The organism is Marinomonas shanghaiensis (genome assembly GCF_003259175.1).
Taxonomy (GTDB): Bacteria; Pseudomonadota; Gammaproteobacteria; order Pseudomonadales; family Marinomonadaceae; genus Marinomonas; species Marinomonas shanghaiensis.
Genome location: NZ_QGOK01000005.1, coordinates 145,687 through 168,099, shown reverse-complemented (window position 1 = coordinate 168,099; position 22,413 = coordinate 145,687). Strand labels below are relative to the sequence as shown.

Sequence of the window (22,413 nt, the reverse complement as noted above, 5' to 3'; positions counted from 1 at the left end):
CAACTTGGCTCAAAAATAGCGCAATCGCGCGACGTAAGCCTCTTGCTTCACTCGATGCAAATAGTCCAATGGCGTCACACTGACAAGTTTCTTAAACTCTCTTAGAAAATGCGATTGATCACTGAAACCAAGATCAAAGGCCAAATCAGCAAATGTCACATTTTTGCTGTGATTAAGATCATAGACCGCAGATTGACAACGAATTATTCGGCTAAAGGCTTTTGGTGACATGCCCATATCCGCAAGGAACTGACGCTGAATGGTGCGTGTACTGCAACCCGTTGATTCGGCTAAATCCTGAATTTGTATATTTCCTTTATGAACAAAGATTTCATTCACCGCAAACAAAGTTAGCTTTGAAGACTTTCTAGCACATTGGTTTGCATAGAATTTTTCAAAAATAGCGACCTGATCAGCAAACACTGAACAACGTATGATTTGCTCAAATATGATCGATGCAATAGGTGCTACATCTAAAAGGTTGAGCTGATGTTCGATCAATTCATTGGCCGAAGCCTGTAAGAAATCGGGAGTCAAACCAGGCGCAAATCTCACCCCAAAATATCGATGGTTATGAATAAATTCCGCATTAGTCGCTTCTAATGTCGTACCGCACACTTTCGCTGTTGGTCGACACTCATCACAGTCAAACAAAATATCCACACACCCATCCGGAATGGCCAACACTTGTTCAGTATATGGATCTGCTTCAAAACTGTAGAAATGAGAAATTTCTGGAATATCAGAGTGATAGAGCAAAAAATCCCGAGCTGCACCCAGTACAAACCACGGTTGTTCGGAGTGAATTTCTGAAACTCGATCGTACACAGAATCTTTCAACATGACCCGCACCAGCTTACCAAAATGATCTTTTAATTTTGCAAACCAGATGCCAATTCTATGGTGATAAATATCTATTTCATCGTGTCGCAAAAGTTCAATACGGGAAAAAAACAAGCCTCTAGGATCAAAATCATCCGCTGCCCAAGAAGGCTCTCCATCAGCGAAACAACAACTCGAGCAAAGCACGGAAACACACAATTTTTCCAACTTTTTAAGGTGATGTTATGTCTGTAACGACGACCGAAAACACGACTATTGATTTTATCTATCTCTCTGAACAAGACATGATTAAAGCGGGTGTAATGAATATGTCCCAGTGCGTAGACACCATGGATGAGATGTTCACCCTGTTGTACACCGGTGACTACCGTATGGCAGGACCAAACAGCGATTCCCACGGTGCTATGATCACCTTCCCAGATGAATCACCTTTTCCTACCATGCCCAAACCCACCGCAGACCGTCGCTTGATGGCGATGCCTGCTTACCTTGGAGGAAGCTTTCAAACGTCTGGTGTGAAATGGTATGGATCAAATATTGCGAACCGAGAAAAAGGCTTGCCACGTTCAATCCTCATGTTCACCTTAAGCGACACAGATACCGGCGCTCCAATGGCGTATATGTCAGCCAACCTACTTTCTGCCTACCGTACTGGTGCGGTTCCGGGTGTGGGTGCACGTTATCTTGCTCGTAAAGACGCTAAAGTCATCGGTCTACTTGGACCAGGTGTCATGGGTAAAACGGCGGTTGCAGCCTTTATGGCAGTTTGCCCTGAAATCGATACGATCAAAGTGAAAGGCCGCGGACAAAAAAGCCTCGATGTCTTTATTGAATGGGTCAATGAGACCTTCCCACAAATCACCCATGTTCAGGTTGTCGACACCTTAGAAGACGTCGTACGCGGCTCTGACATCGTCACCTACTGCAACTCTGGCGTAACCGGTGACCCGTCAACTTACCCTATAGTGAAACGCGAGTGGGTGAAACCGGGCACTTTCCTTGTTATGCCGGCTTACTGCAGCCTAGACGATGGCATGGAACAAAATGATGTGCGCAAAGTGCTCGACAACACAGGTCTTTACCAAGCTTGGTACGAAGAAGTGCCAAAGCCTGCCCACAACCATATCCCTCTGCCGGGCGTACGATTCATGGACATGATCGCCGAAGGCAAAATCACATTAGATGATCTAGAAGACATCGGAAAAATCACCGCAGGTGATGCTCCTGGCCGCATAAATGATGAAGAGATAATCATCATGTCAGTGGGCGGCATGCCAGTAGAAGACGTGGCATGGGCAACCAAGGTGTATCGCAATGCGGTCGAACAAAAGATTGGCGTGAAATTAAATCTTTGGGAAACCCCAGTACTGAGATAACACCTTCACTAATTTTTCCTTTGGACACAGGTTTAAAAGACAAATATGACAAAAATCATCAAAGTAAAAACCGGCTCAAAACTCGAAGAAATCAGCAGCTACTCTCGTCTGGTGTGCGTCGACAATTGGATCTTTGTTTCCAATACCGCAGGACGGAACCCTGATACCAAAGAAATCCCAGAAGACCTGCTAGAGCAAACACACCAAGTCTTCCACAATGTCGAAGCCGCTCTGAAAACCGTCGGCGCGAGTTTAAAAGACGTGGTGATGTCACGTGTTTTTATTCAGAACCCAGAAGACACCCACACTGTGATGGCGTTAGTGGGAGAAAAATTTCGTGGCGTGGATCCTGCGACCACAGTGACCTGTCCACCGCTTGGCTCAACCATCTACAAAATGGAACTGGAAGTCACCGCCTTTCGTGGCGCATCTAGCGCAGAAGTAGAAATAATCCATACCAACACCGCGAAATAACGAAAAAGGCCCGATGGTTGTCATCGGGCTTGATGAGATTTTTAGGAAGTAAATCATGACTAAAATGCTTGATGCCGTTCACACCACCAATGAATTACCGGACTCAACCAGCGTCGTTATTATCGGTGGGGGCATTGTGGGTATCACGGCGGCACTGACGCTAGCAGAACGAAATATTCCCGTCGTGTTATTAGAAAAAGGCCACATTGCGGGTGAGCAATCATCTCGCAACCTAGGTTGGATCCGTAAAACCAGCCGCCACGCCAATGATGTACCACTGGCACAGGCTGCAGACCGTCTGTGGGCTGAAATGCCAGAGCGGATTGGACAGTCAGTTGGTTATAAACAATCCGGCATTATGTTTTTAGCCAAAACAGACGAGCAAATGGCTCTTTACGAAGCATGGTCAAAGTCAGTTCAACCGCTTGATCTAGGCTCACAACTCCTTAGCCCGAAAGAAATCGACAAACATGTTCCACATGGTCAAGGGAAATGGGTGGGGGCTATTTATACGCCTTCAGATGGACGCGCAGAGCCCACAATTGCCACCAGTGCAATCGCCAAAGCAGCCATAAAAAAAGGCGCCATTATCGTTCAGCAATGTGCCGTGCGAACATTATCAACCACAGCGGGGAAAATCAGCGCAGTGGTCACCGAAAAAGGGGAAATTCGCTGTGAGCAAGTCTTGCTCGCGGGAGGTGCATGGTCGCGCCGTTTTCTCGGAAACCTTGGTGTGTCCTTGCCGACCCTACCCGTCATTGCGTCCGTATTAAGAACCGCGCCTGTCGAAGGCCCAACTGAAATCGCTGTTGGCGGCCCAGACTTTTCATTCCGCAAACACAAAGATGGTGGTTTTATCATCATGCAGCGCGGCAAAGTGGATGCGCCAATCACCCTAGATCACCTAAAAATCGGTCTAAAGTTTAGAGACCAACTAAAGCATGGTAAAGACTCGTTGAATATTGCTCTGAACGGCACCTTCCTTCGTGACTTAGCCATGCCCAGATCCTGGCATGCCAATAGCAAAACCCCATTCGAACACGTTCGCGTGTGCGAACCGCAGGTTAATCATGGCCTCCTTAACGATGCTATGAATAACACCATCAGTGCCTGGCCCATGTTTAAAAATACAAAAATAGAAGAATCGTGGGCAGGTTTAATTGATATCACACCGGACTCAACGCCGGTGATCGACCGTATCAACACAATACCTGGACTGACAGTAGCCACTGGCTTTTCTGGTCATGGTTTTGGTACCGGTCCTGCAGCAGGGCAACTTGCTGCAGATATTGTTTCGAATGTCCCCCCCATCGTTGACCCAAGTCCCTATCGATTCGATCGGTTCTAACGTCTACAAGATGGTTCCCTATTAACAAAAGGAACAAAAAAATGAGCAGTATCACAAGTTCAGGAACGATAACGACAGCTGACTTATCAGCGACAAATTCCAAAAAATCAAAAATGAGATTGCCAACCATGATGGCAATTTGTATCGGCTTAGTCATTGTGCAAGGTGCGATGATATCGGCTCTGCAAGGCATAGGAATTGGTGGCATGAGTTTTATTGCCGCTATGGTTACAGCACTCATTCTGGCTCAATTTAACGCCATGAGCTTCGCTGAGTTATCATTGATGTTTCCAGAGGAAGGAACATTAGCAACCTATACTCAAAAAGCCATCGGACACTTCCCTGCTATCGTTTCAGTGTTTGCAGGCTACGTTGTCGTAGCCGTACTTGCGCTGCCAGTGGAAATGTTTTTGGTCGACGCCATGCTGGGAGAACTGTTTCCAGGAATGCTGCCTGAAAAGGTAATACCCTTACTCATCCTATTTGTTTTCGCCATTACCAACCTCATTGGTACTGACGTATTTGCGCGAATTCAAAACTTGCTAGCGTTCATTTTGGTCAGTGCCTTAATCATCATTGGTGCAGTAGCCATTACTGGAGCAAACGAACCCCATCCTGAATTAAGCGGAACGACGGTAGATTGGAGCTTTGGTGGCGTGATGGATGGTAGTTTTATTGGTCTAGTTGGCTTGGCATTATGGACTATGGTCGGTGTCGAGTTTATCTGCCCACTAATCAAAGAGGTTAACTCTCCAACAAAAAACATTCCACGCGCTATGCATCTGTCCTTATTAATGATTTTTTTAATATTCAGCGCCTTTGTGTATGGGGCGAGCCTTTACTTAAATACCGAAGAATTAGTTGGTGCACCTCTTCCATTTTTGGATTATGCCAGCGCTGTATTTGGCCAGAGTGGTTTGGTTATTGCTACCATCATGGCATTGGCCGCGACATGTAGCACGATGAATACCATTCTGGCTGCCGTCCCAAGAATGCTTCAAGGCATGGCAGAACAAGGTCAAGCTTTCCCCCAATTAAAGGCCAAAAACCGCTTTGATGCACCTTGGATTGGCATCATCATGATCACTGGATTAACCACTGTTCCCTACTTCGCCTTAGGAATTGATTCATTGATTACGTTAGTCATTGCCGCCACCACCAGCTGGCTATTGGCTTACATCGTCGCCCACATCAATGTCATCGTATTGCGCAAGCGTATGCCAAATCATCCTCGTCCATACCGCACGCCTTTCTATCCATTACCACAAATTTTAGGTATTGCGGCCATGCTGTATGTTGCCTTGAACAACTCACCTTCACCAGAAATGACCGAAATGGTGTACAGCATCACTGGCGGTATATTACTGGCACTGTGTGTCATTGGCGCGATATGGGTGAAGCTCTTCATGAAGCGAGGCTTATTTGAGCCTGACTCAAAATAAATAGATCACCATTATGATCAACCAACGCCGCCCTAAACGGCGTTGTTTTTTACAATTGGTATTTTTTGCTGAATAAATTATTCATTCTCAACGCTCCTAAAAAGGACAGTCTATGTGGTTGAACAAAAAGCGTTTCCAAATTTTGGAAAATGATTTAGCTAAAGTAACCGCTGAGAAGCAGGCACTTGAAACCGACGTATCTGAGCTGACCGCAACCATTGAATCACTCAGAAACGCATCGTCAAATGCACCTACCACTCAACTCGATAAACGTTTTTTCTTGCCACAAAAAAAACTCAACCAACAAGCCTTTGACGCCATCAATCAGGTCTTAGAATTATTATTCGAACCCATGAGCGCAGCAGAAGGCAGTAACGAGGACATTGAGAAAAACAAAGCAGATATTAATCAACTATCTACTGCATTACATAACATTGCCAGCCAAACACAACTCAGCCTAGAAGATGTAAACGGACTAAAAGATATTGCCAATGAAATCAAAGGCTTTACCGATACTATTCAGAGTATCTCGGAACAAACCAACCTATTGGCATTAAATGCCGCTATTGAAGCCGCACGGGCAGGTGAGCATGGTCGTGGGTTTGCAGTCGTCGCAGACGAAGTGAGAACCTTGGCAACCAAAGCTAAGGATTCCAGCGAGCAGATTTCTGCCTTAGTGAGCCGCATCGATAATCGCACAATCAAGGTTAGCCAACAGATCGAAAAGCTGCATGAAAATACGTTAAGCGTTAGTCAAACCTGTGAAAACCTCAATCACTCGTTCAACAAAACCGCCGAAAGCACACAAGGCCTCATGGAAGCGAGCTATAAATCCATGGCATATTCTCACGTTTGCGCATCATTGCTGGAACTGAACAACTGGCAGACAAGCTGCCTGATCAATGTCATTACCGGTAAGGACACCATGATGAACGTGCGCGAAACGGCCGTTGCAGATTGGTACTTCAATGGCACAGATAACGAATTCGATTTTAGACATACGTCCAGCTTCGTCAGCATGGCTAGCGAATTCGAGCAATTGGATACATTGGCGCAGTCCATGATGCAAACCAGCCCCAGCGATATTGAGAAATTAGTCCAGCTACAAATGGCAATGGAAAAACATATCAATGGAATACATCAGCGACTAAAAGAATCGCAAACCTATTTATTCTCTCACTTATAAGCAAAGGGCATTGCGCCCTTTGATTCGTTTCACCAGTGTTTAAAACACCACATCATCTGGCACGGTAACAAAAATCGAGTGGCGTACTTCGTTAAACAACGCCTTACTGCAATGGCCTTCGCCTTCGGTGTCTTCTAGCAAGACCACATCCCCTGCGCCAAATTGACGCGTTTCACCAGACGACACCTTGAACTCACAACGTCCTTTGATAATAAACACAAACTGACGTTGTGGCGCTGGATGCCATTTGAAATCGTAGTCACTTGGGGTTTCACGAAAAATCATCTCACCCGCTGGAAAACGCTCCGACAAAAAACCAATGGGACCGCCATCTCGAACTTCCAGCTCTACCTCACCAAAATGGCTTTTACCTTGATCGTCGTTAAAAATGCGCGTAAATTTCATACATTTATCCTTTAGCTAAAACAAGGGCCAATCCCTTTAAGTGTTATTTTCGTAGGGCATCATGCGCGAGGCATAATGTGCCATTTTTAATCGTCACATCCACCTTCAACCGTCACTATTTTTTACCAATAAGCGCCTCGTTCCTCGTCTCATCTGACCTACGAGTTTGCTTCGGTGTGTTATTTTCGTAGGGCATCATGCGCGAGGCATAATGTGCCATTTTTAATCGTCACATCCACCTTCAACCGTCACTATTTTTTACCAATAAGCGCCTCGTTCCTCGTCTCATCTGACCTACGAGTTTGCTTCGGTGTGTTATTTTCGTAGGGCATCATGCGCGAGGCATAATGTGCCATTTTTAATCGTCACATCCACCTTCAACCGTCACTATTTTTTACCAATAAGCGCCTCGTTCCTCGTCTCATCTGACCTACGAGTTTGCTTCGATTTATTCAATTCTTAAACGTCTATTCACTGAACCCAGAGTCACGCTAGAGCGATTCTTCGAGCCTGCTCGGGGAGCGAGGCGTGATACTGGGTGAAGTACAAAAGGAGCGAGGCATTATGCTGAGTAGCTAACCACAAAATCTTTAGGCCAAATTCTGTATCGCATGGCTCAACACCGCCAAGGTCACCGCCACATCTGGCGTATCAATCGCTTCTGCTGGATGATGACTAATACCTTTATCGCAACGCATAAACAGCATTGCCACAGGGCAAATATCCGCAATCGCCATGGCATCATGACCCGCTCCTGAGAACAAGGTATGAACAGCCATACTTTGCGCTTCAATGGCGTTGCGCAGTTTACTTTGCAGTTTTTCGTCACAATGAACCGCATTGGCAGCATGAGTAGCTTTACGTTCAATACAGACATTCCGGCGAGCCGCAATGGCCTCTAATTCCTGCAAAATTTCATCCAGAGCCACATCGCGTTTGTCATCAAATTCGCTACGAATATCAAGAGAAAATCCCGTGTTACCCGAAATCACGTTCACACCATTAGGACGATTCTGAATACGGCCTACCGTCGCCACAATGCCATGCTGCTGTGCAACTTTCTCTATCGCCAATATCATTTCACTGCTGGCACAAAGGGCATCTTGGCGTAAATTCATCGGCACAGTACCAGCGTGTCCCGCCATGCCGGTGACGTTAAATTCAAAACGTTTTGCCCCAGCGATGGCGCTTACCACGCCAACCGGCAGATTCAAGTCTTCTAATACGGGACCTTGTTCAATGTGCAATTCAAGGTAACCCAATAGATTGTCAGTAGCGATGGCCGCATTAGGAATGCTCGCAAAATCCGAACCAAAGTCGTTAAGGGCTTGCGACAAGCTAATGCCATCACTGTCTTTTAAATCCGCCCAGCTCGCTGGCCATTGACCGGTCAACGCGCGACTGCCAAGCAAGGTTGAGCTAAAACGCGTGCCTTCTTCGTCACCAAAGCCCACCACATCAAGGTGAAACGGCAGACGAATACCCGCTTCGTTCATCGCCGCGATCAAGGTCACCGGCGTGATCACGCCTAACATGCCATCGTATTGGCCGCCATTTGGCACGGTATCCAAATGACTGCCCATGATAAAACGCGGAGCCTCTGGGTCTGCGGCTTGCCAGCGTCCCCAAAGGTTACCGGCTTCGTCCTGCCAAGTGTGCATACCTGCTTCTTGCATCCAGCCGCCCACCAGTCCATTGGCTTGTTTGTGTTCTTTGGTGAGATAACGACGATCTAGGCAATCGTCGCTTTGACTGATTTTGCCAAGTTCGTCACAGCGGTCCATGACCAACTGAGCGAGTTTGCCGTAATCTGTCATTATTTTTCTCCTGCGTAAACCGACATGGCTGCGTCTACCGCGTCACCTGAAGGTAACGCAAAACCAGCACGACGCAGTACGGTTTCCAGTGACTGCAAAGTATGCAATACCGCATCTTGGCGAGCGTTGTAGCCCATAGTACCAATGCGCCATACCTTGCCTTTTAATGGGCCAAAGCTGGTGCCGATTTCGATGTTAAAGATGTTCAGCAAATCATGGCGAACTTGCTCACCATTCACTTGCTCTGGAATGTGAATCCCCACCACGTTGCTCATCTTGTGTTTGAGATTACCAAACGGCTGCAAGCCCATCGCCTGTACACCTTTTAACATGGCATCACCTGCTAACTGATGACGCTGAATCACCGCATCCTGACCTTCGCTCAGTAATTGGATTGCACACTCACGGGAGCCAAACAACATGGTGGCGGCTTCCGTATGGTGGTTCAGACGCTCTTCCCCCCAGTAATCCATAATCATAGGTAGATCAAAATAGTTAGAGCGAATGCGTAGACCAGATGATCCTTGATGATGGGCATCACGAATGCCCGCTTCCACATGGGCACGTTTGCGTACGCAAGACACAAAGCGGTCACTCAAGGTAATCGGTGCGCTGCCTGATGGGCCACCGAGACATTTTTGCAAACCCACTGTCACCGCGTCGATTTTCCACGCATCTACTTCCAACGGATTACCACCAATAGACGCTGTGGCATCGGTGTAAAACAACACATCGTGAGCGCGACAAATCTCGCCGAGCTCTTCCAATGGCTGGAACATGGTGGTTGATGTGTCGCCTTGTACAATCGCTAATAATTTTGGCCGCACTTTTTTGATCGCGTCTTCAATTTGCTGCGGATCAAACACGTCACCCCAAGGCACTTCGATAGTGTGAACCTCGGCATCGGCACGTTCGGCAATTTCAGCCAACAAGTGTCCAAAGCGACCAAAGATAGGAATCAGCACTTTATCGCCCGGTTCTAAACAAGACACCAAAGCGGCTTCGATACCCGCACGAGAGGTACCATCGATTAAAAAAGTTTGCTGATTCTGCGTATTAAAAACACGACGATACAATTCCATGACTTCGTTCATGTAGCTGGTCATGGTGGGATCATATTGCCCCACTAACTGAGTCGACATGGCCGACAACACGCGTGGGTAGCAATTAATCGGGCCTGGGCCCATTAATAATCTGGGTGGAAAAGAAAGCGGCTGCATGAGTAATCTCCTAACCTAACACTTGATAAAGCATTTTTACGCCAGTGAAAATCAACACAATCGCGAAGACTTTCTTCAACTTGGCCGCGTCTAATCGTTGGGCCAATCCGGCCCCCACAGGGGCAAACAATACTGTTAATGGAATAATGCAGGCCGCACCAATTAAGTTAACCAATCCCACGGTTCCGTAAGGGGAATCTTCTGGGCTTTGTCCAAAAATCAACATGGTCAGCGCCGCAGGTAAGGAAATGATCAAACCGACGGCAGCGGCGGTGCCAACGGCACGGTGCGCTGGATAATTACAGAAAGTCAGCATAGGAACGGTTAACGTACCGCCACCAATACCCACCATGGAACTGAAAAAACCCACACAAGTTGCCATCACACCTTGCCCAGCATTACCTGGTAAAGACTTGAACATGCTGTCTTTTTTGCCCAACAACATATTTAGCGCAGACAAGGTGGCAATAATACCGAACAGTAAGGTCAACCATTCGCCATCCACGCGAGTCACCACAAAGCTGCCAATCATCACGCCTAAAAAGACAAAGAATCCCCAGCGCTTCAATAAGTCGAAATCCACATTGCCTTTGGCTTTATGAGAGCGAATGGAGCTGATTGACGTAGGCACTATGGTGGCCAATGACGTAGCTGTCGCCACCAACATCGCCGTATCCGCACTCACACCTAAACCTTGGTACAAGAAAAACAGCACAGGCACGATGACAATGCCACCGCCAACACCTAATAGACCGGCTAAAATCCCGCCCACCACACCCGTGGCCATCATGGCGAGAATCATGGAATAGTTTTCCATTATGAATGACATCTTTCTGTTTGCTCCTAAATACAATGATTACTAACTAAAAGTGTTACTGGATAAAAGTATGACGAAATACAAAGTACAGCTAATGAAAACGGCTAACGATGGCCAAACCATCACTGCGCGGGTCCGTTGCGGCATCGGTATGTCCATCCTGATGAAGCACCACTGCCCCCGCGTGCCCCATTAATTCATTACACGAATCAACGATCACCAAATCGTGACCGCGTTTCACCAGTTCCTCGGCCGCGATATCGGCAAAGTCACGTTCGATTTTCAAATTATGACTGACATCGCCCCAAGTCCGACCGAGCAGCCAACGGCCCTCGCTGATGGCTTGGTCTAACGGCAGTTGATGATAAACATAACGACTAAACAGCGCCGCTTGAGTTTGTGGCTGACCTTCGCCCCCCATGGTGCCGTAGCTCATACGTCGACCATCGTTCAATTCGGCAAACGCAGGGTTTAGTGTATGAAAAGGCTTAAGATTCGGCCCAAGTTCTTGCAAGGAACCTTTTTGCAACGAAAACGACGAGCCGCGGTTGTTCCACACAATACCAGTGGAAGGACTGACGACACCACTGCCAAATTCCCAGTACAAACTCTGAATGTAACTGACCATGCGACCTTCGCTGTCACACGCGCCCATCCAAATAGTGTCGCCCTGTTTGGCGTGATGTGGCCAAACTTGTGCCCGTTCCAACGAGATCTCGTGACACATTTTTTCTAGCGGTTCTTCTTCCAACAAAGACGCTAAATCCATTGCCAAACGCGATTCGTCCGTCACATATTCATTACGGGCAATAAAGGCTTGTTTGGTGCATTCAATCAACAAATGCGCCATGTCTGTGACGCTTTTGCCTTGTGTGTATAACTTGTCATACAAAGCCAAAATCAACAAAGACGCGATGCCTTGTGTCGGCGCAGGCAAGTTATACAGAGAGCCTACGCTGGTTTTTACCTGCAAAGGTGTCACCCGTTTTGCTTGATAGGATTTAAAGTCTGCCAATCGAATCGGCGAGCCTGACTTCGCTAAATCTTTCGCCAATCGTGTGGCAATATCGCCCTGATAAAAATCGTTTAACCCCTTTTCAGCAAGTTGTTCCAGCGTTTGTGCCAGTACTGGCAAGGTCAACGTATTGCCTTGTTCATACAGGCTGCCCTGCTTTAAAAATGTCGAAGCAAAGCCCTGAACACTGACCAAATCGGCAAAGGTTTTCTTGCTGGCATCGACATAGGTTTTTGTCACATCACTGCCGTTTTTTGCTAACTGAATAGCGTCTTCCAACAAGCTCGTTAAGGGCATATTTTGTGCGTTGGAGACGGCTTGCCAAGCTTGGCTGACGGCCAAGGCCTCTTGCCAGCCAGCAACAGCACCCGCCATAGTCAAAGCTGCTTTGCCGCCTCGTACTGGAATACTGTCGTGGCCACAATAAAATTCCAGCGTGGCTAATTCAGCGGCTTTGCCAGACGCGTCTATGCCAATGGGCGTTTTACCCGGTTCGCTGATCAACCAAAAACCGTCACCACCCAAGCCATTCATGTGCGGATACACCACAGCAATCGTCGCCGCGGCCGCCACCATGGCTTCGATTGCCGTGCCACCTTGCTCAAGGATTTTTCGCCCTGTTTCTGTGGCTTTAAAGTGCGGTGCGGTAAACGCAATATCGTTCTTTTTCACTGCAATATTTTCTTGAAAAATGCTCACGAAAAACTACTCCATTAAGGTTTTTGCGAATTCAATCAGCGCCAAATCGGTGCCTTTCCCCCCCACCAAAGACAAGCCACACGGCGCGCCATGTAAGGTACAAACCGGCAAATGCAACTGTGGAAGCCCTGCTAACCCTGCTATGGCGGTAATGTCCATTAACTGATTTCGATAGGCGGCGAGTTCGTCGTCTGGCGCATCAAATAATGGCGCTAAACCCGGTGTGGTCGGGATAATAAGCACCGAGCCTTCGATTTCATTTTCGAGCCAATCACTAAAACGCTGTCTTTGTTGTTCCGCGGCCAGCACATCGGCAGAAGAAATCGTTTGGCACCATTCAAAGCGCAACTGGATATCTGGCGCAAAAACAGAGTGTTTTTCCTCCTCTGACAGACGGTCAGAACGATGCAAATTTTTGATCCACTTACCATGTTCGCGCCAAATTTCGGCGCCCTGTAAGGTACGAAATGTCTCGCCCGTTTTCCACGCTTTGGTATCTATTACCAAAGATGAATCTTTTGGAAAACGCTTTTGTTCACACCATGTCTGCAGCTGTGCTTTTAACTCTTTAACATGAGCGACTTGATCTATTAAGTTTTTCGCAATCAAGACGTTAGTGAATTTTTTAGGAGGCTTACTTTTCAGCAGCACGCTGGCAGTTTTTTCTAAAGTGTTGAGATCTTTAGTGAGCCAACCCACCGTATCAAAAGACGGTGCTAAAGCAACCATGTTATCAACAGGTATCACACCATGAGTAGGGCGCAATCCGAATAATCCGTTGTAACTGGCTGGCACACGAATCGACCCGCCCGTATCGGTGCCTAAACCAATGTCAGCAAGACCGGATGACACGGCCACCGCCGAACCCGATGACGACCCGCCTGGGAGACGATTCGGTGTCACCGGGTTTGAGGGTGTTCCATAATGAATATTTTGTCCGTTTAGACTGTAAGCCAACTCATCGGTAATGGTTTTGCCACAAAAAATAGCCCCTTCTTTTAGCAAAGCGCTAACACTGGAAGCCGTTTTTGTTGGGATAGGATGAGTGGCAAGCCAAGTTGGATTACCCGCGGAAGTCGGCAATCCTGCCATATGAAACAAGTCTTTCACTGCCAGACGCAAACCGCTTAACGGCAAAGAAGCATCCACTGATGACGACTGATTCCGAGCCGTTGGGCTCGATGTTGAATCCAATGTAAGAAAGGGATCTAGTACCATGAAATGTTTCATATGTCCTCCACTTGATTAGTACATATGAAACAATCGTTTCAACAACCTGTCAACTGAAACAAAAAGAAATTATTTTTTTCTACAAAAATGTCGCAAACAGTACGGATGTATTCTCTCTTAGAAATAAAATTCCAACGCCACAACATACGACGTCACGAGCGAAGGCAAGACGAGGCAAAAACAGACGATAAAGCGGAGTCTATGGGTTATAAATGAGCATTTAGAGTCTGTTTTTAACAAAGTATTGTCGAGCACAGTAGTCGTAACCGTTAAGGTTCTAACTCATCCAAATCTTCATACAACGCCGAAATCGCCTGCGTTTGGCGACTGGCCGCATCCCCCAGAAAACCAAACACACGATTGCACAACATAGAAATAAGACTCATCGGTGCGGCGTAGCTGTCGAATGGGCTTTCGTTTCCAAGGTGACAAACCAGCACATGGGACACTTGTTGGTTATAAACCTGTCCTGTTGGGTCGGTGATCAACACCGTCGTTCTTCCTTGCAAGGCCTCAACCACTTTTTTGAACTGACGAGTGCGACGTCTAAAACCCAGCAAGACAATGACTTCATCATCAAGAATATCGTGTAGGTCTTCGCCCAAGGTTTGACCCGGCTGAGGCAGCAGGCGCACAGAATGACGCACTTGTTGCAGCTGCTGACGAAAATGCAATGCCAATGGGTAAGCGTTACGAAAGCCGATCAAGGTCACACGTTTCGCCTTGGCTAGGCGTTGGCTGATATCGTTAAGGGTCTCTGGTCGCAAGCCTTCAAAGGTAAGTGACAGATTTTTTAACTCTTGCGCGGTTTGGTCCAAAGACGAGCCTTGGGTGAAAATCGGCACGCCACTTTCACGCAAGGCTAATTGCGCTTGCTTCGCACCTTGTTGTGAATCGTAACCCAGTTGACGAAAGAAACGACTCACGGTCGCTTTTGACGTGTTGGTGTTTTCAGCAATCTCGGCCGACGTTTGGCTCACAATCGCCAAGGGATTCTGTTGTAGATAGTTCGCTATGGATCGCGCTGATGGAGACAGAGTCGGGTAAGTCTGTTCGATCAGGGATAGCACATCCTGCTTTGTCGCCACGGGTTAACCTCAATTCAAAAATATTTTGCTCTACGGTAATGGATTATCATTCTGCTGCCAACTTAGATTATCGACTTTAGGCGTCTTAGAGAACTTTGCACCAAAAAATCAACCGTGCCCCACATTGGAGCACAAAAACCAACCAATATTCCCCTTTCGTCAAAAAACGAGCCTATGATAAAACCTGATCATTGGGTGCTTAGGGTCTTTTTTGCTGTGATTTGTTACAGAAATCAACGCATAAGAAACTTTTGTTTCATATTGGCATGGGTGTTGCAAATTGTGTTTCAGGCATTCAACAACACAAATAGGAACCCCAACCATGAAAAGATTGACCAAACTATTAGGCAAAACCTTAATCATCGCTGCTGGCTTTAGTGCACTCAGTGCCAGCGCTGACGTACTGCAGGACATAAAAGACCGCAACTTAATTCGCATTGCCGTGCCGCAAGACTTTCCCCCTTTTGGCTCCATTGGTACCGACTTGAAACCACAAGGCATCGACGTGGACATGGCCAATTACATCGCCAAGGAAATGGGGGTAAAAATTGAAATCGTTCCTGTCACCAGCGCCAACCGTATTCCTTATCTACAAACTCAAAAAGTCGATTTGGTGATTTCTAGCCTCGGCAAAAACCCAGAACGCGAAAAAGCCATCGACTTCTCTACCCCTTACGCCCCCTTCTTTTTAGGCGTATTTGGTTCTAAAGACGTAGCCGTGACAAAAATAGACGATCTAGCCGATAAAACCGTCGGCGTCACTCGTGGTTCAGTAGAAGATTTAGAGCTTGAGAAAAACGCACCAAAGTCTGTCAATGTCCGTCGCTTTGAAGACAACAACACCACACTCACCGCTTACTTATCTGGTCAAGTAAACTTGATTGCTACGGGGAATCTAGTGGCGGCCGAGATTGCGAATCGTCAGCCACAACGTGCACCAGAGAATAAGTTCATGCTGAAAGACTCTCCTTGCTACATCGGCATGGCAAAGGGTGAAGTAGCATTACAAGCTAAAGTAAATGAGTTGATCAAAGCCGCATTGGCCTCGGGTGAACTTAACAACATTTCCATGAAGTGGTTAAAAGCCCCATTACCTGAAGGCTTCGGCGCATAAGGGTTCCGTTATGTTGTATTTCTCTGATCTATTGCAATACAGCGACGTGTTCTTCAGTGGTTTAAAAACCACTGTTGAGCTCACTGTACTGACAACGATCTTGGGAGTGGCATTGGGTACGGTCTGCGCGACCGTACGCCAATACGGCAACCGAGCGGGTCAAAGCGTCGTCAGTGTGTATGTGGAACTTATCCGTAATACACCCTTTATTGTTCAGCTGTTCTTTATCTTTTTTGGCCTGCCTGCCCTTGGCATGATGTTGTCACCATGGCAAGCCAGCATGATCGCTCTGACGATTAACCTTGGGGCGTACAGCACAGAAATCATTCGGGCTGGTCTTGCCAGTATTTCAAAAGGTCAAGTGGAAGCGGCAAAGGTGTTGGGCTTAAACTTCCGCCAAACACTAACTCGGGTGATCTTTATTCCGGCTTTTGAAAAAATTTACCCAGCCCTTACCAGCCAATGCATTATCGTCATGCTGGGATCGGCGGTGATTTCGCAAATTTCCGTACAAGACCTAACCTACGCGGCCAACCTAGTGCAATCCCGCAACTTTCGTGCTTTTGAAAGCTACTTGGTGACAGCACTCTTGTACCTTGGTTTGTCTATTCTGTTGAGATTTGCTTTCAACGCTTTAGGAAAACGCCTATTTGCTTATCGAACGTCCAATTAAAAAGCATTCAATAAGTAAAATGAGGGAAACTCAATGATCGAATTTTCTAACTACGACATTTTGCGCAATCTATTGTTTGCGACACAATGGACCATTTTATTGTCACTGGCCGCGTTTATCGGTGGCACCACGGTCGCGCTGACATTAACGGCTATGCGCTTAACGCGTAATCCAGTGATGCAACGCATCGTCAAAATCTATGTGGAATTGTTTCAAGGCACGCCCTTGCTGATGCAGATGTTCTTATGCTTTTTTGGCTTGTCCATGCTGGGTTATGAGATCTCCGCTTGGGGTGCGGCGATTTTGTCGCTGACGTTTTTCACCAGCGCCTTCTTGGTGGAAATCTGGCGTGGCTGCATCGACACATTGCCAAAAGGCCAATGGGAAGCAAGCCGCTGTTTAGGTTTGAGCTTCTTACAGACTTTGCGCTTTATTATCTTGCCACAAGCCATTCGCGTGGCAACGGCACCAACGGTCGGCTTTTCAGTACAGGTGATTAAAGGTACGGCGCTGGCCTCTGTGATTGGTTTTGTCGAACTGACCAAAGTTGGCACCATGTTAAACAATGCCACTTTTGAGCCCTTCAAAATATTCACGCTCGTCGCACTGATTTATTTCATGCTCTGTTACCCACTGTCTTTGTACAGCAAGCATCTGGAGAAAAAATTCAATGTCTCTCGTTAACTTACATCAAGTCCATAAATACTATGGCGATCATCATGTGCTAAAAGGCATTGATCTCGATATCAAAGCGGGCGAAGTGGTGTCTATCATTGGCAAGAGTGGTTCAGGTAAAAGTACCCTATTACGCTGCATTAATGGTTTGGAACAATATCAAGAAGGCGGTATCACCGTTGACGGCAAAGAAGTGACCACAGAAGACATTCAGGTTCGTCGCCTAGCACTGAGCGTTGGTATGATCTTCCAAAACTTCAACTTGTTTCCGCACATGACGGTGGGCGAAAACGTCATGCTTGCGCCGACGATTGTGTTGAAGAAAAGCAAAGCCGAGGCCGAAGCCACCGCTCGCGCCATGCTGGAAAAAGTCGGACTGGCGGAGAAGTTCGACAGCTTCCCAGAAAAGCTTTCTGGCGGTCAGCAACAACGTGTCGCCATCGCCCGCGCCTTAGCGATGTCGCCAAAAGTCTTGCTGTGCGATGAAATTACTTCAGCCCTCGACCCTGAACTGGTTGGCGAAGTATTAAAAGTACTGGAACAACTGGCGAAAGAAGGCATCACCTTGGTGCTAGTGACCCATGAAATGAACTTCGCCCGCGATGTTGGCAGTCGAGTTGTCTTCATGCACCAAGGCAAAGTTTGGGAGCAAGGCGACCCAAAAACCATCTTGTCCAACCCACAAACCGATGAATTGAAACAATTTATGGGGGCAGTGCTTTAGTGGTTCGACAACTAAATGAAACCACACTCCACAATTGGAGTGTGGTTTTTAAAGAGATTGATCGAGTTCATTAGGGATACTGCGAATAAGTCGTTTTCACGTTTTAGTTACGATTCTATCTAATTGATATTTAATGTAATCACTTATCCACAGAAGCTAGAAATATGACTTATTCGCATATTCCCTAGTCCCAAAACTTTAGATTCATAGTAGCCAACTGATTCTAAAAACTCAGCTTCGGCTGCTGGGTGAAAAGAATCATTTATTTGATCAGCGCTCGGGCCTTCCTCATGACATCATCGGCTAATACAGCCTGAATTGAAGAATTGTCAAGTTCTTCAGCCCTGCATCTAGCCTCAAGCAACCAATCAGATTTTAGTTCTTCTTCTGATGGCGATTCTAAGCTCAAAACTAATCGTTGAAAAAGAAACATGCATTACTATCCCCGTAAAATAGCACTTATGTAGATGGGTTATTTTGACTTACGCAAATTGACGACTTTGTTGGACTTGGCCTTTTTGGGGTCCATTTTTTTCACTTTGCTAAGCAAGTGTGGAGAGACATTCCATTTATGTCCAGATTCCGTCATCACGGTAACGGTTTTCTGATTAAACTTTACCAGAATGCCAATTTGACGCTCTCTACCGGGCGGTTCGAACGTCACTTGCTCTCCGGGGCTAAACTGCATCATTTCATTGTGGGTATGAAATGACTCTAAAAATTTGAGCCGCTTAACAATTCGATGATTCAGCTCGACTAATTCATCTTCCGTTAACTGGTCTATATCAATTGTCATCTTAACGCTCTTGTCTTTTTTCTGAACAATGGCAAATTCACTAACAACGAAAACATGCTGTTTCGCTGCAAATAAAGATCTTCGCAGCAAGCTGCGGGATATCGGTGTTTCATTCGAGCAATATTAAGCTTTATTCATATTCCATTCCCTCGAAGGAAGCTATCACAAAACGACTGATCTCGATCTTGTAGGTCGCGCATTTATGCCGACAAAAAACTCGCCACGACCAATTAGGTCTTGTCGGGCTAAAGCCACGACCTACAAAAAGCAATATAAATCAGCCCATTGCAGGCTATACGCCTGATCAAGGTCGTACCTCCTCATCAGGCCTAAAAAGCTTTAACGCCAACCTCACTTCGCGGGAATGACGCAGCAAGCTGCGAGGAATTTATCCGAAGAGATTAAACTCTAATATAACGTTATTTTAGCCTTCGCCTGAGCGCAATGACAACCGCCGATCATGACTACCTGACCTGCCTTTAGATCCAGCGGCGCACTTGAGTCTTGTACTGGCGATAAGACTCGGCAAACTTTTCTTGCATAAAGCGCTCTTCTGGTACGATTTGAAAACAATTCATATAAAGGATAAAAACAGGCAAAAACAACACAGAAACCATACTGCCTAAAAATACACACCATCCACACAACGCCAGTAAAAAGCCTAAATACATCGGATTACGGCTATAGCGATAAATCCCACTCACCACCAAGTTGCTTGATTGATCTGGTACTCGAGGGTCCACTGTCGTTCCAGCTTTTCTAAACTGTAAAACTCCCGCAATAGCAATACAGAAGCCAAGAAAAACCAAACCAGCCGACCACCATTCCATATAGGAAAAGGTAAAGCGTAAAGCCAGCGAAATAGGCGATACCGCCCACATACCGACAAAAACAACCGCGACTAAAATAACAGGGGGAACTTTAAGCTCAAGATTTTTCATGACACCCTCTTTTGATCACCAGCGGCACCAAGCGTTTTTTCCATAAAGACACTCAATGGATGCTAAGAATAACGTCCAAATCTCCCAGAGCTTGCTGAAGTAGCTGACTCTGTCTTACTCAATTTCATGACAAACAACACAAACCTTGTTGCCGTCTAAGTCTCTAAAATAAGCGCCAAAGTAGCTTTCATGGTATTCGCTCCGCAGTCCGGGTTTACCTTCACATGTGGCACCGTTTTCAATGGCTAAGTCATAGGCAGCCGTGACGGTGGCTCTATCTTTCGCACTGAAGGCAATCATTTGTCCATTGCCTTGATCATGGACTTTACCATTAAAAGGTTTGCCGATAACGAATAACGGCCGGCCGTTTGAACTAGGGCTGTTCCAACCTGCCCAAGGCTTATCTCGATCATAAAAGCGCTCTTTGATGATTAAACAAGTCATTAGCTTGCTGTAAAAAACATAAGCTCGCTCAAAGTCACTTACACCGTAATAAATATGCGAAAACATGTTATTCCTTTTTCATTAAATAGCGTCTTCACACTAAGATCCTACTTCGGCAATGTAGATACAAGTCTTTTATGTCGCGCTTTCGCATGCTCGCTTGCGGCGTTGTAAATGTGCATAAGCTCTTCTGCACTGACGTCGATAAAAATATCTTCCTGCTCTAGCACGTGATAAAGATCGTCCATTTCAAGCAAGTGCTGTTCATGAGGTTCTTGATGGAGCGAAGCATTTAAAAAAGCAGGATAACGCCGCCAAGAAAAGCAATTATTGAGGATAACTGCGAGCACTAACATCACCAACAAATTGATCAATAACGGATACAGTAAAAACTCATAGCCCATAGCATGCAGACTGCTGCCGCCAATCACACAGGATAATGCCGTCGACCCGCCTGGTGGATGCAGGCAACGCAGGTAATGCATGCCGATAATCGATACGCCAACCGCGGCCGCTCCCGTCACAAAAGACGCCCCAAACGCCTGATAAAAGCTGATACCAATAAGCGCTGATATTAGGTGCCCGATAACAAAGGGCCATGGTTGCGATAAAGCACCATGGGGAATGGCGAACAATAAAACGGCACTGGCGCCAATAGAAGCCACCACTAACAACGAATCAGAAAGAGATAAAAATAAACTCGAAAAATAATAAACACAAACTAAGGCGAGACACGCCGTTGCTCCTGATAAAAAGCGTTCAAAATGGGAGGTTTTATTGGTTTCAATACCAATAAATCGAACAAGATTGCGACATAGCGAAAAGAACATAAAAACAATAGCGCCTTGCGATAATCAATAGTGATTTCAGACAACATAGGCAAAACGTGGCATTTGCCTAGCAAGGGCAGCATTTTAGTGAGTAAAATAGCCTCATGTATAACGAATTTAAATGAGGTTTAAATGCAATATAATTGCATTTAAAATTGAGATGGATATTGAACAAGCCAGAACCTTTCTCGAAATTATTCATGCTGGTACCTTTGCCCGTGCCGCAGAACGCTTGCACGTCACTCAAACCACGGTGACCGCACGAGTTCAAGCACTAGAATCGTCGTTAAATTGTCGCCTCTTTGTTAGGAATAGAGCAGGCGCTAGGCTAACCAAAAGTGGTGAAGCCTTTGTGAAACCTGCGAAAAATATGCTAGAAGCATGGGAGCAAGCAAAGCAACTGTGTAGCATGGCAGATTACCAAGCTCAGCAAACGTTGAGAGTCGGTGGGGAAATTAGTTTGTGGAACCCAATCCTCATTGACTGGTTACTGACGATGAATAATGACCTGCCTCACTTACTCGTCAACAGTCAAGTCACCACAACCGACAGTTTGTATCAATCTCTACAAAAGCAAGAAATCGACGCCATTATTGTGCACAGCCCTCGTTATTTACCCAGTTTAGTGGTCGAACAGATTGCCGAAGAAAAGCTCATTCATGTCGCTTCAGATTTGAGCCAAACGCCTGATTTATTCATCGATTGGGGCGAAGATTTCACCGTGCAATTTGATCGTTGCGTCCCCTTTAATCGCCAGGCCGCAATGCAATTTTCTCTTGGTCCCATGGCCTTAAAATATCTACTGGCAAAAGGTGGAAATGGCTACTTCCGTACTCGAGTCGTTGCTCAATACCTAAAAGAAGGACGATTGCACAAAGTAAAAGGTGCCGCAGAATTCACCTATCCTATCTACCTGGTTTACCATAACAATAAGGCATTGCCAGATGATTTCGAGCAAGCAAAAAAGAGCCTGCTGGATGGCTTTAACCAAGCCTCTCATTGGTCTATTTGATTGAGTGATAGACGATCTACAGAATAAAGCAAAGCATTAAACACCTGAACTATTCGCTATATCTCCTGTCCGATTGTGTGTAGAACAAACCTCGCTTACAAACTTCATTATTAGGTGATATGAGAGAGACACGGCTTGGGTCGGATTCGCTTCGCATAGTCGCTTTACTTCCACTGGCAATACCTATTTTAAAAAAAGAAGCGCTGTTTGCATTTTTTCTAATGTAATAAAAACCATTCACACA

22 protein-coding genes are annotated in these 22,413 nt (G+C 46.2%); 10 read left to right on the top strand and 12 right to left on the bottom strand.

Going from position 1 to position 22,413, the window contains the following annotated elements; all coding sequences use genetic code 11:
* Positions 1-9: 9 nt before the first annotated feature.
* The gene (locus tag DKT73_RS04490) at positions 10-843 is read right to left on the bottom strand and encodes a helix-turn-helix domain-containing protein (protein ID WP_111637627.1); all 834 of its coding nucleotides are present in this window, start codon (positions 841-843) and stop codon (positions 10-12) included.
* Between the two features lie 224 nt (positions 844-1,067).
* Here DKT73_RS04490 and DKT73_RS04485 point away from each other — a divergent pair, with 224 nt between their 5' ends.
* The 5 genes from DKT73_RS04485 to DKT73_RS04465 all read left to right on the top strand — a co-directional run bounded on the left by DKT73_RS04485 (position 1,068) and on the right by DKT73_RS04465 (position 6,669).
* Complete coding sequence (locus DKT73_RS04485) at positions 1,068-2,219, top strand: ornithine cyclodeaminase family protein (RefSeq protein ID WP_111637384.1); 1,152 nt, start codon at positions 1,068-1,070, stop codon at positions 2,217-2,219.
* A gap of 45 nt (positions 2,220-2,264) precedes the next feature.
* Positions 2,265-2,693 (top strand): Rid family hydrolase, encoded by a 429-nt coding sequence (locus tag DKT73_RS04480; RefSeq protein WP_111637383.1) that lies wholly within the window; start codon positions 2,265-2,267, stop codon positions 2,691-2,693.
* 55 nt (positions 2,694-2,748) lie between these two features.
* A complete protein-coding gene (locus DKT73_RS04475; protein ID WP_111637382.1) occupies positions 2,749-4,041 on the top strand; it encodes an NAD(P)/FAD-dependent oxidoreductase in 1,293 nt (430 codons plus the stop codon).
* A gap of 41 nt (positions 4,042-4,082) precedes the next feature.
* On the top strand, positions 4,083-5,483 hold the full coding sequence (locus tag DKT73_RS04470; RefSeq protein ID WP_111637381.1) for an APC family permease: 1,401 nt from the start codon (positions 4,083-4,085) through the stop codon (positions 5,481-5,483).
* Positions 5,484-5,595: 112 nt separating this feature from the next.
* The gene (locus DKT73_RS04465; RefSeq protein WP_111637380.1) at positions 5,596-6,669 is read left to right on the top strand and encodes a methyl-accepting chemotaxis protein; all 1,074 of its coding nucleotides are present in this window, start codon (positions 5,596-5,598) and stop codon (positions 6,667-6,669) included.
* Positions 6,670-6,708: 39 nt separating this feature from the next.
* Here the strand turns inward: DKT73_RS04465 and DKT73_RS04460 are convergent, their stop codons facing one another.
* The 7 genes from DKT73_RS04460 to DKT73_RS04430 form a co-directional block, all read right to left on the bottom strand.
* Positions 6,709-7,074 carry a cupin domain-containing protein gene (locus DKT73_RS04460; RefSeq protein ID WP_111637379.1) on the bottom strand — a complete coding sequence of 122 codons (366 nt, stop codon included), beginning with the start codon at positions 7,072-7,074 and terminating at the stop codon, positions 6,709-6,711.
* Between the two features lie 590 nt (positions 7,075-7,664).
* Complete coding sequence (locus DKT73_RS04455) at positions 7,665-8,891, bottom strand: allantoate amidohydrolase (protein WP_111637378.1); 1,227 nt, start codon at positions 8,889-8,891, stop codon at positions 7,665-7,667.
* On the bottom strand, positions 8,891-10,111 hold the full coding sequence (locus DKT73_RS20525; RefSeq protein ID WP_111637377.1) for a (S)-ureidoglycine--glyoxylate transaminase: 1,221 nt from the start codon (positions 10,109-10,111) through the stop codon (positions 8,891-8,893). The genes DKT73_RS04455 and DKT73_RS20525 overlap by 1 nt, the downstream gene beginning before the upstream one ends.
* 10 nt (positions 10,112-10,121) lie before the next feature.
* Positions 10,122-10,940, bottom strand: coding sequence for a sulfite exporter TauE/SafE family protein (locus DKT73_RS04445; RefSeq protein WP_111637376.1), 819 nt, complete (start codon positions 10,938-10,940; stop codon positions 10,122-10,124).
* A gap of 79 nt (positions 10,941-11,019) precedes the next feature.
* Entirely contained in the window at positions 11,020-12,642 is a 1,623-nt protein-coding gene (locus DKT73_RS04440; RefSeq protein WP_232827780.1) for a gamma-glutamyltransferase family protein, read from the bottom strand.
* Positions 12,643-12,648: 6 nt separating this feature from the next.
* Positions 12,649-13,872 (bottom strand): amidase, encoded by a 1,224-nt coding sequence (locus DKT73_RS04435; protein ID WP_111637375.1) that lies wholly within the window; start codon positions 13,870-13,872, stop codon positions 12,649-12,651.
* Positions 13,873-14,141: 269 nt separating this feature from the next.
* Positions 14,142-14,960, bottom strand: coding sequence for a MurR/RpiR family transcriptional regulator (locus DKT73_RS04430; RefSeq protein ID WP_111637374.1), 819 nt, complete (start codon positions 14,958-14,960; stop codon positions 14,142-14,144).
* A 322-nt stretch (positions 14,961-15,282) separates the two neighbouring features.
* On the opposite strand from DKT73_RS04430, the gene DKT73_RS04425 reads away from it, so the two are divergent.
* Genes DKT73_RS04425 through DKT73_RS04410 form a run of 4 tightly spaced genes read left to right on the top strand, consistent with a single transcriptional unit; the run spans position 15,283 to position 18,146 of the window.
* Positions 15,283-16,074: a transporter substrate-binding domain-containing protein gene (locus DKT73_RS04425; protein WP_111637373.1), complete on the top strand. Its 792-nt coding sequence runs from the start codon at positions 15,283-15,285 to the stop codon at positions 16,072-16,074.
* A gap of 10 nt (positions 16,075-16,084) precedes the next feature.
* Positions 16,085-16,747, top strand: coding sequence for an amino acid ABC transporter permease (locus DKT73_RS04420; RefSeq protein ID WP_111637372.1), 663 nt, complete (start codon positions 16,085-16,087; stop codon positions 16,745-16,747).
* Between the two features lie 33 nt (positions 16,748-16,780).
* Positions 16,781-17,431 carry an amino acid ABC transporter permease gene (locus tag DKT73_RS04415; RefSeq protein WP_111637371.1) on the top strand — a complete coding sequence of 217 codons (651 nt, stop codon included), beginning with the start codon at positions 16,781-16,783 and terminating at the stop codon, positions 17,429-17,431.
* Entirely contained in the window at positions 17,418-18,146 is a 729-nt protein-coding gene (locus tag DKT73_RS04410; RefSeq protein WP_111637370.1) for an amino acid ABC transporter ATP-binding protein, read from the top strand. The genes DKT73_RS04415 and DKT73_RS04410 overlap by 14 nt, the downstream gene beginning before the upstream one ends.
* Positions 18,147-18,618: 472 nt before the next feature.
* On the opposite strand, the gene DKT73_RS04400 is transcribed toward DKT73_RS04410, so the two are convergent.
* The 4 genes from DKT73_RS04400 to DKT73_RS04385 all read right to left on the bottom strand — a co-directional run bounded on the left by DKT73_RS04400 (position 18,619) and on the right by DKT73_RS04385 (position 21,157).
* Complete coding sequence (locus tag DKT73_RS04400; protein WP_111637368.1) at positions 18,619-18,942, bottom strand: hypothetical protein; 324 nt, start codon at positions 18,940-18,942, stop codon at positions 18,619-18,621.
* 479 nt (positions 18,943-19,421) lie between these two features.
* Positions 19,422-19,883: a methyltransferase family protein gene (locus DKT73_RS04395; protein WP_111637367.1), complete on the bottom strand. Its 462-nt coding sequence runs from the start codon at positions 19,881-19,883 to the stop codon at positions 19,422-19,424.
* A 114-nt stretch (positions 19,884-19,997) separates the two neighbouring features.
* A complete protein-coding gene (locus DKT73_RS04390) occupies positions 19,998-20,393 on the bottom strand; it encodes a VOC family protein (protein ID WP_111637366.1) in 396 nt (131 codons plus the stop codon).
* A gap of 41 nt (positions 20,394-20,434) precedes the next feature.
* On the bottom strand, positions 20,435-21,157 hold the full coding sequence (locus DKT73_RS04385; RefSeq protein ID WP_111637365.1) for an HPP family protein: 723 nt from the start codon (positions 21,155-21,157) through the stop codon (positions 20,435-20,437).
* Positions 21,158-21,317: 160 nt separating this feature from the next.
* On the opposite strand from DKT73_RS04385, the gene DKT73_RS04380 reads away from it, so the two are divergent.
* Complete coding sequence (locus DKT73_RS04380; protein ID WP_198666538.1) at positions 21,318-22,169, top strand: LysR family transcriptional regulator; 852 nt, start codon at positions 21,318-21,320, stop codon at positions 22,167-22,169.
* Positions 22,170-22,413: the final 244 nt, after the last annotated feature.